The sequence below is a fragment of the Nocardia arthritidis NBRC 100137 genome, from assembly GCF_001612765.1.
Taxonomy (GTDB): Bacteria; Actinomycetota; Actinomycetes; order Mycobacteriales; family Mycobacteriaceae; genus Nocardia; species Nocardia arthritidis.
This window is the reverse complement of record NZ_BDBB01000006.1, coordinates 140,387-153,392: the sequence shown is the minus strand read 5'-3', so window position 1 is coordinate 153,392 and position 13,006 is coordinate 140,387. Positions and strand designations below refer to the sequence as shown.

The following is a 13,006-nucleotide window of genomic DNA, read 5'->3' as shown; positions in this document are numbered from 1 at the left end:
TGGCGATCGCCGCTTGTTCCACCGCCATTCGGTCACCGCGTTGCGCGGGCTCAGCGGCCGTCCGGATCAGCCTGCGGCTTCTTCGGGGACGGCGGCGCGTAGTTTGCGCAGGCCCGCTATGCGGATGGCGGAGCGGAGGTCGGTGACCTCGTGGATCTTCATAGTGCTCCGCACCGGCGCGAGGCCGGGCGGCACCAGGGCGGTGGTGAAACCGAGGCGTTCGGCCTCGGCCAGCCTGCGGTTGAGGCCGGTCACTTTGCGCACCTCGCCCGCGAGACCGACCTCGCCGAGGATCACCCAGCCCGGCGGGATCGGGACGTCGGAGTCGGCGCTGGCGATGGCGAGCGCGATGGCCAGGTCGGCGGAAGGCTCGACCAGGCGCATGCCGCCGACCGTCGCGGCGTACACGTCGCTCTTGCCGAGGAACACCCGGCCGCGGCTCTGCAGGACGGCCAGCACCATGGCCACCCGGTTGTAGTCCAGGCCGCTCACCGCGCGGCGCGGCTGCGGAATCTCGGTCTTCACGGTCAGGCCCTGCACCTCGCCGACCAGCGGACGCTTGCCGTCCATCGCGACGGTCACCGCCGTGCCCGGCACGGAATCGGTGCGGTGGTGCAGGAACAGGCCGGACGGGTCGTCGACGCAGGCGATGCCGTCCTCGTGCAGTTCGAAGCAACCCACCTCGTCGGCGCTGCCGAAGCGGTTCTTGATGCCGCGCACCATGCGCAGTGTGGAGTTCTTGTCGCCCTCGAATTGCAGGACCACGTCGACCAGATGCTCGAGCGTGCGCGGGCCCGCGACGTTGCCGTCCTTGGTGACGTGCCCGACCAACAGCACCGCGATCCCGCTCGTCTTGGCCAGCGAGGTCAGCGCGGCGGTCACCTCGCGCACCTGGGTGACTCCGCCGGTCACGCCGTCCACGTCCGGAGCGAGCATGGTCTGCACCGAGTCGACCACCAGCAGCGTCGGCCGCACCTGCTCGACGTGCCCGAGCACGATCGACAGATCCGATTCCGACGCCAGATAGACCCGGTCGTGCACCGCGCCGGTGCGGTCGGCCCGCAACCGCACCTGCCCCGCCGACTCCTCTGCGGTGACGTACAGCGATCTCTCGTCGCGCTGGGCCGCCCAGCGGTGCGCCACCTCGAGCAGCAGCGTCGACTTGCCCACTCCCGGCTCGCCGGACAGCAACACCACCGAGCCGGGTACCACCCCGCCGCCGAGCACCCGGTCCAGCTCGCTCACGCCCGTCGCCCGCGCCTGGGTGACCTTGGAATCGATCTGTGAAATCGGCGCGGCCGCGGTGCTGGGCAACATCGCCTTCCGCCCGGGAGAACCGACCGCCCCCGCCCCGACGACTACCTCGTCGACCGTGCCCCAAGCCCCGCACTCCGGGCACTTGCCCACCCATTTGGCGACTTCGTGCGAACAGGCGGAGCACCGGAAAATCGGCTTGGTCTTTGCCACAGGGGCACCATACGCACCACCTCTGACAGGGTTTGTTTTGACGCAGTCGCGAGTCTCGCCCGTCCGGACACGAGCCACCAAGGGGCCGCGAACACTCAGCGACGAAGTCGCTGCGTGTTCAACTCAGCGACGAAGTCGCTGCGTGTTCAACTCAGCGACGAAGTCGCTGCGTGTTCAACTCAGTGACCGCCGGTGTGCTCGGCTTCGGCCGGGCCGGACTTGTCGGACTCGTGGCGCTCGGTGTGCAGGCCCGCGTCGACCGGGACCTGGACCTGGACCGTGCCGTTCTGCTTGAAGTTGAACGAGACGTTGTACGTGAGGCCGGGAGTGACGTCCCTGGTCAGGCCGGTGATCTCGATCAGGATCGGGTTGGTCTCGGGGTCGGTGGCGGCGGGCTCGGAGCCGTGCTGGCCCGCGCCGTGCGAATCGGCCGTGGTGGTCGGCGCGCCGGAACGCGGCGCGGAGGTGGGGGCCGCGGCGCTCGTGGTGGGCGCGGCGCTGCTGCTGGGCGTGGCCTCGTGCTTGACCGGCTGGTTCGCCGCGACGACGGTCTGCTGCGGCGCGAGCTCGACGACGGACTTGCCGGAGGCCGGGGTGATCTTGACGGTGCCCAGGTCGGTGGTGATGCTGGTCAGCTCGTCGGGGACGGACTCGCCGTTGTTGATGATGGACAGGGCGATGAGCGCCTTGCCGCCCTTGGCGTTGTTGTAGGCGGTGCCTTCGCCCGGGTACACGATGTGCACGTTGCGCAGCGCGATGCGGCCGACGTCCGCGTGGTTGCCGTTCACGGCGGCGACCTGGTCCGCGGTCTGCGAGATCTGGCCCGCGCCGCAGCCGGACAGCGCGATCGCCGCTCCGGCGGCGAGTGCGGCAACCGTCACCATGCGACGTCGCGCCCCGTTCGGGGCGGTCACAGCTTTCAGGGCAGTCACGGGTTGTCCCTCCATGTCGACCGGGCTCTGCTCCGCGCGGGAGCGTAGTAACTAGGCAGCGTAGTAGTTCACTCGGCGGACCGGGCGCGGGGGCTGGGACAAACGCGGAGTCGGCGGCGCGCGCGTACGCGCGGTGTGAAGCGGGCCACGAGCGTCTTCGCCGACACTCGGCGCTTCGGTAACGGTTCGATCGAGGTTCTGATGATTGCCGCGAAGGCGCCGGCGCGCGGGAGGCGAGCGGCGCCGAACGAGCCGGGAGATAACCCCTTCTGGCACAACGTAATGCACACCACCTGGCATCTGTCAAGCCCCACGGTTGCCTCGTTGTGGCCCTGACCTGCACAGTTGATCGCGCCGTTATCGAGTCGCATGTTAAACTGTGAACATCGAAAGGGGCACGGGACACATGATTTTTAAGGTCGGAGACACCGTCGTTTACCCCCACCACGGAGCGGCGTTGATCGAAGCAATCGAGACTCGCACCATCAAGGGTGAGCAAAAAGAGTATCTGGTCCTGAAGGTCGCCCAAGGCGATCTCACTGTTCGGGTTCCCGCGGAGAACGCCGAATACGTCGGCGTGCGTGACGTCGTGGGTCAGGAGGGTCTCGATCGGGTCTTCCAGGTGCTTCGTGCGCCGCATACGGAGGAGCCGACCAACTGGTCCCGCCGCTACAAGGCCAACCTCGAGAAGCTCGCCTCCGGCGATGTGAACAAGGTGGCCGAGGTCGTCCGCGATCTGTGGCGCCGGGAACAGGACCGCGGGCTGTCCGCGGGTGAGAAGCGCATGCTCGCCAAGGCTCGGCAGATTCTTGTCGGTGAGCTCGCGCTGGCCGAAGGAACCGATGACGGCAAGGCCGAGACCCTGCTCGATGAGGTCCTCGCAGCGGCTTCCTGACCGTGAACACACCTGACAACGGTGTCCGTCCCACCGACGGACCCGTCGTTGCTCTGGTGCCTGCCGCCGGCCGTGGCGTGCGTCTGGGTGAATCGACACCCAAGGCGTTCGTCCCGGTCGGCGGCACACCTATGGTCCGGCTCGCCGTCGAAGGCTTGATCGCCTCCGGCGCGGTCGACCGGATCATCGTGATGGTTCCCACCGAACTCGTCGACAGCGCCGTTGCCCTGCTGCCGCCCACGGGTTCGGTTCAGGTGGTCGTCGGCGGCGCCGAACGCATCGACTCGGTGCGGGCGGGTATCGCCGCCGCGCCCGACGCCTCCTACTTCCTGGTCCATGACGCCGCCCGAGCGCTCACGCCGCCCGAGCTCATCGCCCGGGTCACGGCCGAACTGCGCGCGGGCCGTCCCGCCGTGATTCCCGGACTTCCGGTGACCGACACCATCAAGTCCGTCGACGCGGCGGGCGCGGTGACCGGCACTCCCGAGCGCGCCGGGTTGCGCGCCATCCAGACGCCGCAGGGTTTCTCGGCCGAGCTGCTGCGCTCCGCCTACGCCACCGAGGGCATCCAGGCGACCGACGACGCGGGCCTGGTCGAGCGGCTCGGCGTCGGCGTGCACACGATTCCCGGCGATCCGCTGGCGTTCAAGATCACCACTCCGCTCGACCTGCGGCTCGCCGACGCGATACTCGACGGCGCGGGCATCGGACGGGCGGTGGCACCGTGACCATGCGCGTCGGCATCGGCAGCGACGTCCATCCGATCGAAGCGGGCAGGCCGTGCTGGATGGCGGGTCTGCTGTTCGACGGCGACGACGGCTGCGCGGGTCACTCCGACGGCGACGTCGCCGCGCACGCGCTGTGCGACGCGCTGCTGTCCGCGGCGGGCCTCGGCGATGTCGGCGCGGTCTTCGGCACCGGACGCCCGGAATGGGCGGGTGTCTCCGGCGCGGCCATGCTGAAGGAAGTGCGCAGGCTGCTTGACGAAGCGGGCTTCGAAGTGGTCAACGCCGCGGTGCAGGTCATCGGCAATCGCCCGAAGATCGGCCCGCGGCGCGCCGAGGCGCAGCAGGTGCTGGGCGAGTTGCTCGACGCCCCCGTCTCGGTGTCCGGCACCACCACCGACGGACTCGGACTGACCGGTCGCGGCGAGGGCGTCGCCGCCGTGGCGACGGCCCTGCTGCAAGCTTGTCGTTGATCCTGCTCCGGCGGACCCGAGCCGGTCCGTGAACGACCTTATACACCAGCTAGGATCGACTGCCGTGACCCTGCGCCTCTTTGACACCGACACGCGGACCATGCGCGATTTCGCGCCCCTGGTCCCCGGCCGTGCTTCGGTGTACCTCTGTGGCGCCACCGTGCAAGGCGAGCCGCACATCGGCCATGTGCGCAGCGGAGTCGCGTTCGATGTACTGCGACGCTGGTTGCTCGCGCACGACTTCGACGTCTGGTTCATCCGCAACGTCACCGATATCGAGGACAAGATCCTGACCAAGGCCGCCGAGGCGGGCAGGCCGTGGTGGGAGTGGGCCGCCACGCACGAGCGCGCCTTCGATCGCGCCTACGAACGGCTCGGGGTGCTGCCGCCGTCCGCGGAGCCTCGCGCCACCGGCCACATCACCCAAATGGTCGACATGATGCAGCGGCTGATCGACCGCGGTCACGCCTACGCCTCGGCGGGCAACGTCTACTTCGACGTGGTCAGCTATCCCGACTACGGCAAGCTGTCCGGCCACAAGCTCGACGACGTGCACCAGGGTGAGAGCGCGGGCGAGGGCAAACGCGACCCGCGCGACTTCACCCTGTGGAAGGCGGCCAAGCCGGGCGAGCCGACCTGGCCGTCGCCGTGGGGGCCCGGCCGCCCCGGTTGGCATCTGGAGTGCTCGGCGATGGCCGAGTTCTACCTCGGCCCGGAATTCGATATCCATTGCGGCGGTATGGATCTGGTGTTCCCGCACCACGAGAACGAGATCGCCCAGTCGAAGGCCGCCGGTGACGGCTTCGCCAGGTACTGGCTGCACAACGGCTGGGTGACCATGGGCGGGGAGAAGATGTCCAAGTCACTGGGCAACGTGCTGTCCGTGCCGAACGTTCTCAAACAGGTGCGTGCCGTCGAACTGCGGTTCTACCTGGGCAGCGCGCACTACCGCTCGATGCTGGAGTACTCGGAGAAGGCGCTGCACGACGCGGCGCAGTCCTACCAGCGCGTCGAGGCCTTCGTGACCCGGGTGGCGGACCGGGCCGGTGAGATTCCGGTGGGCAAGTGGACCGACGCGTTCGCCGCCGCCCTCGACGACGATCTCGCGGTGCCGAAGGCGCTGGCGGAGATCCACCGGGCGGTGCACGAGGGCAACAAGGCGCTGGAGGCCGGCGCGATCGACTCCGCGCGCGATCTGGCCGGCCAGGTGCGCGCCATGCTCGGCATCCTCGGCGTCGACCCGCTCGACCCGCACTGGTACGCCCCGAGTGATTCCTCCGCCGCGCTCGGCGCTCTCGACGTGCTGGTGCGTGCCGAACTCGACCGCCGCCAGGAGGCGCGGGCCACGAAGGACTGGGCGACCGCCGACGGCGTGCGTGACCGTCTGCAGTCCGCGGGCATCGAGGTCACCGATACCGCCGATGGTCCCGAATGGGCGCTCGGCGAACCGCAATCCGGAAAGGCCAGGTAATGGCAGGCAATTCGCAGCGTCGGGGTGCGGTTCGCAAGAGCGGCAGCAAGAAGGGCGCCGTCGTCGGTTCGGGCGGCAAGCGCAGGCGCGGGCTCGAGGGGCGTGGCGCGACCCCGCCCGCCGAGATGCGGACCAAGCATCCCGCCGCCAAGCGGGCGGCGGCGAAAGCCAAGGCGGCGCAGGGGCGTTCGTCTTCGGCGGGCAGGCCGGCCGGGCGCAAGAGCGACGACGGTCCGGAATTGGTGCTCGGGCGCAATCCGGTGGTCGAGTGCCTGCGTGCGGGTGTGCCCGCGACGGCGCTGTACGTCGCGGTCGGCACCGAGAACGACGACCGGTTGACCGAGAGCGTGCGGCTGGCCGCCGACACGGGCATCTCCATCCTCGAGGTACCGCGCACCGACCTGGATCGGTTGAGCGCCAACGGATTGCACCAGGGTGTCGCCCTCCAGGTGCCGCCGTACCGCTACGCCCATCCCGACGACCTGCTCGACCGGGCACGCGGCGCCGCGGAGCCCGCGCTGCTGGTCGCGCTGGACAACATCTCCGACCCGCGCAATCTGGGCGCGGTCATCCGTTCCGTGGCGGCCTTCGGTGGCCACGGCGTGCTGATCCCGCAACGGCGCAGCGCGAGCGTGACCGCGGTGGCCTGGCGTACCAGCGCGGGCGCCGCCGCTCGGCTCCCGGTCGCGCGCGCGACGAATCTCACCCGCACGCTGAAGGATTGGGCCTCGCAGGGTGTTCAGGTCGTCGGCTTGGATGCCGGGGGCGACACGACGCTCGATGACTTCGACGGCGGTGAACCGACCGTGATCGTGGTCGGCTCGGAGGGCAAGGGCCTGTCCCGCCTGGTCCGGGAATCCTGTGACGCGATCTTGTCGATTCCGATGTCCGGCCCGGTGGAATCGCTGAACGCGTCGGTCGCCGCCGGTGTGGTGCTCTCCGAAGTCGCCCGGCAACGCCGCGCCTGAGAGGCGTTTGCGCCGGTCGCTCGATCACTCGGGCGTCTGTGGCGCCCGTGCGCCGGGACTGTGCGTATTCGGCGGATAACCCGCCGTCGAACCCCAGCCTCCGCCCGGGTCCACGATCTCGTTGTAAAGGCCAAGCGCACCAACTGATCTCGAAAGCACATCGGCCACCTCCCGGGCCCGCCCCGGCGTGAGCGTCACCGAACGCAGAAGTTGCCCCGAAATCTCGCGAGCCCCGACGCGTCCGGCTTAAGAACACGGAGAGGCGGCACGGCACAGTAGAATTCGGCTGGTGGTGATACCCAATCAACCCATCGGTCAGCCGGTCGAGCATCCGAACGCGACGGCGGTGTTGTTTCTCGGCGCGGCGAGCGTCCTCTGCTGCGGGGTGCTGGGGCCGGTGGCGTGGGCGCTGGGACGGCGCGCGCTCGACCAGATCGAGGAATCCGGTGGCGCGTACGGTGGCCGCACCCAGGTGCTGGTCGGCTATGTGCTCGGCGTCGTCGGCACCGTCTTCATGATCATCTTCGCGGTGCTGTTCCTGTTCATCCTGCTCGGCGGTAACGCTTGAGCGGTGCCGCCGGAAGCCTGTCCATCGCGCCGGGCGCGGGTCTGCGCGCAGACCGCCAGAGCGCTGTCCTCGGCGCGGAACCTAATCCAAGCTGGGGCGTTCGCGCCCCGCGGCGTCCCACGCGGGCCATTCCGTGCTGACGCTGCCCGACCAGCTGGGCTGCCTGCGGTCTCGGAACGCGGCCATGGCCTCGCCGCCGTCGATGCTCTTGGTCGCGTGCTGGTTGAGGTCGGTTTCCAATTGACCGACCACGGCCGGGCTCATTCCGAGCCCTTCCCAGAGCAGCCGCTTGGACAGGGCCACCGGTAGCGGCGCCGAGCCGTTCGCGATGTCGTGCGCGACGGCGAGCGCGGTGGGTAGCACCTCGCCCGCGGGCAGTGAGCTGTTGGCCAGGCCCATCGCCTTCGCCTCGTCACCGTCGAACGTGCGACCGGTCAGCATGATGTCGGCGGCGTTGGCCATGCCGACCAGCCTGGGTAGTGTCCAGTGCGCGTAGCCGTCGGCCAGGACGCCGCGGCGCACCTGGTTCAGCCCGTATACCGCGTCGCGCGCCATGTACCGCAGGTCGCACTGGAGGGCCAAGGCGAGGCCGATGCCGACCGCGTGACCGTTCACGGCCGCGATCACCGGTTTGCGCACTCGCCACGGCGGCGGATCGATGGTGGCGCTGACCTCGCCCACCCGGTTGGATAGGTCCGCGCCCGCGCAGAACGCGGGCGGGGTGCCGGTGACGATCACGGCACGGATGGCGTCTTCCGAATCGCAGCGGTGCAACGCGGCGCCCAATTCGGCGGCCATCGTGGGGGTGAAGGCGTTCTGCTGGGCGGGCCGGTTGAGCGTGAGCACGGCGACTCCCTGAGAGACGTCGACGTGCAGTTCCGAACTCATGCCACAGGATGTTAGCCGACGGACGCGGAGCTGACCCGGGGCCGAATGTCCTCGGCTATCCGCGCAGCACCTTGCGCCCGATGGCGTACTTGTGCACCTCGGTCGGGCCGTCGTAGAGCCGGAAGGCACGCATGTCCCGGAAGATCATCTCGACCACGGTCTCGTCGCTGATGCCGATGCCGCCGAGCACCTGCACGCACCGGTCGGCGACCTTGAACAGCTCCTCGGACACGAACGACTTCGCGATCGAGCTCTCGTGCCGCGCCTTCTCGCCGTTGTCCATCAGCCAGCACGCGTGCCAGATGGTCAGCCTGCACTGGTGCAGCGCGATCTCGTTGTCCGCCAGCATGAACGACACGCCCTCGTGTTCGCCGATCGGCTTGCCGAACGCGGTGCGGGTGCGTGCGTGCTCGACCGCGATGCTCTGGGCGCGTTCGGCGGCGCCGAGCCACCGCATGCAATGGGTCAGACGGGCCGGGGCGAGCCGGAGCTGGGCGTAGCGCAGCGCCTGGCCCGCCTCGCCGAGCAGTGCCTCCCTGGGCAGGACCAGGTTGTCGAAGCGAACCACCCCGTGCCCGGCGACGTAATTACGGTCCATTGTGTTCATCGTGCGTTCGATGACGATGCCGGGCTCGTCGCCGTCGGCCAGGAACAGCGTGGGGCCCTCGGGCAAGTGCGGGTTGGCGGCGAGCCGCGCCATGATGATCCATGTCTTCGCGCCGTTCGCACCCGTGATCAGCCACTTGCGGCCGTTGATGGTGAAGTTCTCCCCGTCGAAAATGGCCGCGGTGGACAGCTGAGCCGGGTCGGAGCCTGCCCCGTCGGGCTCGGTCATGGCGAAGACCGAACGCTGGTGGCCCGCGACCACGGGGGCAAGGAAACGCTGGACTTGATCGGGGTCGGCCACCTTGGACAGCAGGAACATGTTGCCCTCGTCGGGCGCCGCGCAGTTCATCGCGACCGGGCCGAGCGTGGACCAGCCCGCCGCCTCGTAGATCACCGCCTGCTCGATGTGGGTCAGTCCGCGCCCGCCGAGCGACTCCGGCGCCTGCACGGTGAGCAACTTCTCGGCACGGGCCAGTTCGACGAGTTCCTGCCGCAGCTCATCGGTCGGGCCGTGCGCGGTCAGGCGCGGGTCCCGCTCGTACGGGACGATCTTGTCGATGACGAATCGGCGTACTCGGTCGCGTTCGGCGGCGAGGTCGGCGGGAATCGCGAAGTCGATCATCGTTGGTCACCATTCGTTCGGGGGCGCGGTGCCTCGAGCATACGAAAGCGCCCCGGAATGACTGAAGGCGGCTGCCATCAAAGATGTTCTCCTCGCGGAAGCGCGGCTCGCCGAGGCAGCTCGACGCCGCGCCTGTTCAGCGGCCGGTCCGCGCAGCGACAGGCGCGGGGCCTCGGCCGCTCAGCGGGCGCGGGCGAGCCTGCGGTCGCGGGTGCCGAGCAGGCGGCAAGCGAGGTAGATCAGGAACGAGATGGTGGTGACGAAGGTGGAGACGGGTACGCCCGGCGCGAGCGAGAGCAGGATGCCGCCCACGGCGGCGATCTCCGCGAACAGCACGGCGAGCACCGTCGCCCGGATCGGGTCCGCGGTGAGCTGGGCGGCCGCGGCGGCCGGAGTGATCAGCAGGGCGAGGACCAGCAGCGCCCCGACGATCTGTACGCCGAACGCCGCCGTAATGCCGAGCAGCACGGCGAACACGATGGACAGCGCCCGCACCGGAACACCGCGCGCCACCGCTACCTCCGGATCGGAACTGGCGAACAGCAGCGGCCGGTAGACGAACGCGAGCACCGCGATCACCCCGGCGGTGCAGACGGCGAGCAGGCCGAGACCGTTGTTGCCGACGCTGACCACCTGGCCGGTCAGCAGCGAGAACTTCGATCCCGCGCGATCGGGCCCCAGCCACAGGAAGAGCACCGAGAGACCCAGACCGAACGAAAGCACCACCGCGATCACCGAATCGCGCTCGCGCGCACGGGCGCCGAGCAGGCCGAACAGCACCGCCGCGACCACCGACCCCGCGATGGCCCCCAGGCCGACCCCGACACCGGCCAGCAGCGCGGCGGCGGCCCCGGTCAACGACAGCTCGCTGGTGCCGTGCACGGCGAACGACATCTGTCTGCTGATGATCAACGGGCCGATCACTCCGGACAGCAGCCCGAGCAGGGCCGCGGCGAGCAGCGCCTGCTGGACGAATCCGTAGGACAGCAGGTTCGCCGTGGTGCCGAAGTCCAGCATCTTGCCGAGGACGCTGGACAGTTTGTCGGTCACGAGCGCACTCCACTCTCGTCCGGGTCGGCGGCCGACCGGTCGCCGTTTCCGTCCACGAGGTCCGGTGGCACGGGAGGTGCCGAGGACGCAGCGACCGAACTCTTGCCGTTGCCGGGAATGGTGCGGCCGGCCGCCGAGTCGCCTGTGGCGGGGTGGCCGCCATCCGCGAGCTCCACCGGCGCATGCGCTGCCGAGGCTGTTTGCTTGCCGTTGTCGGTGATCGCGGGGGTTGGCGCCGCGTCCTCCGGTGCCGCGGCGCGGGCGGTCGCGTTGCCGTTCGCCGAAGCAGCCGCCGGGATTCGCTCGGCCGGTGTGGCCCCGTTCGTCACCGGGTGGGCTGTCGACGATCGGTCGGCCGGTTCGCCGGCTTGCGAGTCGGCCGAGTCCGCGTGGCCGGTCTTCGTCGAGTCGTTCGCTTCGCTCGCCGCCGCCGATCCATCCTGCGCGGCGCCGCCGGGCGCGAACTCGTCGCCCGCCGGTCCGTGACAGTGACCGCCCGCGGTGCCCAGCGCGTCCATGGTGTCGCCGGTGCCGACGACCACCAGACGCCCGCGGACCCGCAGTACATCCACCTGGGTGCGGTACAGCTCCGACAGCACCGACGAGGTCATCACTTCCTCCGGCGTCCCGATCCGGAACCGACCGTCGACCAGATACAGCACCCGGTCCACCAAGGGCAGGATCGGATTGATCTCGTGCGTCACGAAAAGCACCGCGGTGTCGTGGGTGCGCCGACGGCGATCGATCAGTTCGGCGACCAGTCGCTGGTTGGCCAGGTCGAGGCTGAGCAAGGGCTCGTCGCACAGCAGCACCTTCGGATCACCGACCAGCGCCTGCGCCACCCGCAGGCGCTGCTGCTCGCCGCCGGACATGGATTCCAGCGGCGCGTGGGCGAAGTGCTCCGCCCCGACGTCGGCGACGGCCGCGGCCACCTTGCGTTTGCGCTCGGCGCGGGAGCGAAGACCGAGTCCCCAGCGATGCCCGTCGACGCCGAGTCCGACGAGGTCGACGCCGCGCAACTGCACCCCGGCATCGATCGTCTTCTGTTGCGGCACATAGCCGATGTCGGGGTTGCCGGTACGCGCGGGAGAGCCCGCGATCCGGGCTGTGCCGGAGCTCAGGCCGACCTGCCCCAGCAATACTTTCAGCAGCGAGGTCTTGCCCGAGCCGTTCGGTCCGAGCACCGCGACGAATTCACCCCGGGCGACGGTGAGATCCAGCCCCTCCCAAAGGGTTCGGTCCCCGAACGACAAGCGGGCGGCCTCCAGCCGCACCGCGGCCGAGTCGTCGCCGATGTTCGATCGCCGCCGCTGCACCTCGGCGGTGTGCTCGGTCAGCGCGGCTCCCTCGTTCATCTGCCCAGCGCGGCGGCCAGCGCCTGCGCGTTCTTCGTCTGCCACTGAATGTAATCCACGTCCTCGGGCAGGGTCTCGGTCACCTCGACGACGGCGACGCCCGCGTTCTGCGCGGTGCCGCGCAGGTCCTTGGTGATCTTGTCCTCGGTCTGCACGTTGTAGATCAGGGCGCGTACTCGCTTGCCGGTGAGCAGGTCCTGGGTCGCCGCGACGGCGGCGGGGGCCGGGTCGGTCTCCTGCTCGACGGCTTCCTGGAACTCGTGCGGAGTCAGGTCGTCCGCGCCGGCGGCGGCCACGAGGTAGTGCGCGAGGGGCTCGGTCTGCAACACCGGAGTTCTCGGGTGCTCGGCGGCGAGTTTGCCGGTGATGGCGGTGACCGCCGCGAGCCTGTTCTCGAACGCCGTCGCGCGCTCGGCGTAGGCCGCGGCCTTGTCCGGATCCAGTTCGCCGAGCTGGGCGGCGATCCGGTGGGCGACCACGCCGACGGTACGCACGTCGTACCAGACGTGCTCGTTCTCGTCGCTCTGGTCCACCCGCGAGGCGAACGCGTCCACTGTGCGCTTGTTCGTGCCCGCCACCGCCTTCTCGGCGAACTCGTCGTAGCCGCCGCCGTTGTAGACCACGAGGTCGGCATCGCTGAGTTCGGCCGACTCGACGGCGGAGGTCTCGTGCGAGTGCGGGTCGGCGGACGGATCGGTGATCAGCGACCGGACGGCGGCGTCGGGACCCGCGATGGCGGCGGCGATATCGCCCCACACATCGGTGGAGGCTACGACGGACGGCCGTCCGTCGTCGGTCGAGCCGCCGCAGGCGGTCAGCGTCAGGGCGGAGGCGACCCCCACGGCGATGCCCGCGCAGGTGATGGCAAATCCGGTTCTCACGTGGGGGTACTCCTGGCAGTGCTCTAGATCATAATGGAAATCGTTCCCGTTTAACTCTAGCAGGGATCGTCGCAGGCTAGGATGCGAAGCCCGCGAAAAAGGCGA

12 protein-coding genes and 1 pseudogene are annotated in these 13,006 nt (G+C 69.6%); 6 read left to right on the top strand and 7 right to left on the bottom strand.

Annotation, left to right across the window (positions count from 1 at the left end):
* Positions 1 to 66 precede the first annotated feature (66 nt).
* Both radA and NA8_RS06190 read right to left on the bottom strand, forming a co-directional pair.
* Positions 67 to 1,467 (bottom strand): DNA repair protein RadA, encoded by a 1,401-nt coding sequence (gene radA, locus NA8_RS06195; RefSeq protein ID WP_063049379.1) that lies wholly within the window; start codon positions 1,465 to 1,467, stop codon positions 67 to 69.
* Positions 1,468 to 1,646: 179 nt separating this feature from the next.
* Entirely contained in the window at positions 1,647 to 2,399 is a 753-nt protein-coding gene (locus NA8_RS06190) for a copper chaperone PCu(A)C domain-containing protein (protein WP_369690246.1), read from the bottom strand.
* Between the two features lie 406 nt (positions 2,400 to 2,805).
* On the opposite strand from NA8_RS06190, the gene carD reads away from it, so the two are divergent.
* The 6 genes from carD (at position 2,806) to NA8_RS06160 (ending at position 7,499) form a co-directional block, all read left to right on the top strand.
* Complete coding sequence (gene carD, locus NA8_RS06185) at positions 2,806 to 3,294, top strand: RNA polymerase-binding transcription factor CarD (RefSeq protein ID WP_011206964.1); 489 nt, start codon at positions 2,806 to 2,808, stop codon at positions 3,292 to 3,294.
* A 2-nt stretch (positions 3,295 to 3,296) separates the two neighbouring features.
* The gene (ispD, locus tag NA8_RS06180) at positions 3,297 to 4,022 is read left to right on the top strand and encodes a 2-C-methyl-D-erythritol 4-phosphate cytidylyltransferase (RefSeq protein ID WP_063049377.1); all 726 of its coding nucleotides are present in this window, start codon (positions 3,297 to 3,299) and stop codon (positions 4,020 to 4,022) included.
* Positions 4,023 to 4,024: 2 nt separating this feature from the next.
* Complete coding sequence (gene ispF, locus NA8_RS06175; RefSeq protein ID WP_062968866.1) at positions 4,025 to 4,492, top strand: 2-C-methyl-D-erythritol 2,4-cyclodiphosphate synthase; 468 nt, start codon at positions 4,025 to 4,027, stop codon at positions 4,490 to 4,492.
* 64 nt (positions 4,493 to 4,556) lie between these two features.
* On the top strand, positions 4,557 to 5,963 hold the full coding sequence (gene cysS, locus NA8_RS06170) for a cysteine--tRNA ligase (RefSeq protein ID WP_063049376.1): 1,407 nt from the start codon (positions 4,557 to 4,559) through the stop codon (positions 5,961 to 5,963).
* Positions 5,963 to 6,931: a 23S rRNA (guanosine(2251)-2'-O)-methyltransferase RlmB gene (gene rlmB, locus NA8_RS06165; RefSeq protein WP_063049375.1), complete on the top strand. Its 969-nt coding sequence runs from the start codon at positions 5,963 to 5,965 to the stop codon at positions 6,929 to 6,931. Before cysS ends, rlmB begins: the two co-directional genes overlap by 1 nt.
* Positions 6,932 to 7,220: 289 nt before the next feature.
* Positions 7,221 to 7,499: a hypothetical protein gene (locus tag NA8_RS06160; protein WP_062968859.1), complete on the top strand. Its 279-nt coding sequence runs from the start codon at positions 7,221 to 7,223 to the stop codon at positions 7,497 to 7,499.
* Between the two features lie 81 nt (positions 7,500 to 7,580).
* Here NA8_RS06160 and NA8_RS06155 read toward each other — a convergent pair whose 3' ends face one another.
* The 5 genes and pseudogenes from NA8_RS06155 to NA8_RS06135 form a co-directional block, all read right to left on the bottom strand.
* Positions 7,581 to 8,387 (bottom strand): enoyl-CoA hydratase/isomerase family protein, encoded by an 807-nt coding sequence (locus NA8_RS06155; RefSeq protein ID WP_063049374.1) that lies wholly within the window; start codon positions 8,385 to 8,387, stop codon positions 7,581 to 7,583.
* Between the two features lie 55 nt (positions 8,388 to 8,442).
* On the bottom strand, positions 8,443 to 9,615 hold the full coding sequence (locus NA8_RS06150; protein ID WP_063049373.1) for an acyl-CoA dehydrogenase family protein: 1,173 nt from the start codon (positions 9,613 to 9,615) through the stop codon (positions 8,443 to 8,445).
* A gap of 180 nt (positions 9,616 to 9,795) precedes the next feature.
* On the bottom strand, positions 9,796 to 10,632 hold the full coding sequence (locus tag NA8_RS06145) for a metal ABC transporter permease (RefSeq protein ID WP_439957370.1): 837 nt from the start codon (positions 10,630 to 10,632) through the stop codon (positions 9,796 to 9,798).
* 524 nt (positions 10,633 to 11,156) lie between these two features.
* Positions 11,157 to 12,020, bottom strand: a pseudogene (locus NA8_RS06140) (metal ABC transporter ATP-binding protein); the annotation flags it as partial.
* Entirely contained in the window at positions 12,017 to 12,901 is an 885-nt protein-coding gene (locus NA8_RS06135; protein ID WP_063049371.1) for a metal ABC transporter solute-binding protein, Zn/Mn family, read from the bottom strand. The gene NA8_RS06135 and the pseudogene NA8_RS06140, both read right to left, overlap by 4 nt.
* Positions 12,902 to 13,006 lie beyond the last annotated feature (105 nt).

Coding starts and splice junctions, on each gene's coding strand:
- NA8_RS06145 (WP_439957370.1), bottom strand. CDS start 10,632: ATGCTGGACTTCGGCACCACGGCGAACCTGCTGTCCTACGGATTCGTC.
- NA8_RS06150 (WP_063049373.1), bottom strand. CDS start 9,615: ATGATCGACTTCGCGATTCCCGCCGACCTCGCCGCCGAACGCGACCGA.
- ispF (WP_062968866.1), top strand. CDS start 4,025: ATGCGCGTCGGCATCGGCAGCGACGTCCATCCGATCGAAGCGGGCAGG.
- carD (WP_011206964.1), top strand. CDS start 2,806: ATGATTTTTAAGGTCGGAGACACCGTCGTTTACCCCCACCACGGAGCG.
- NA8_RS06155 (WP_063049374.1), bottom strand. CDS start 8,387: ATGAGTTCGGAACTGCACGTCGACGTCTCTCAGGGAGTCGCCGTGCTC.
- rlmB (WP_063049375.1), top strand. CDS start 5,963: ATGGCAGGCAATTCGCAGCGTCGGGGTGCGGTTCGCAAGAGCGGCAGC.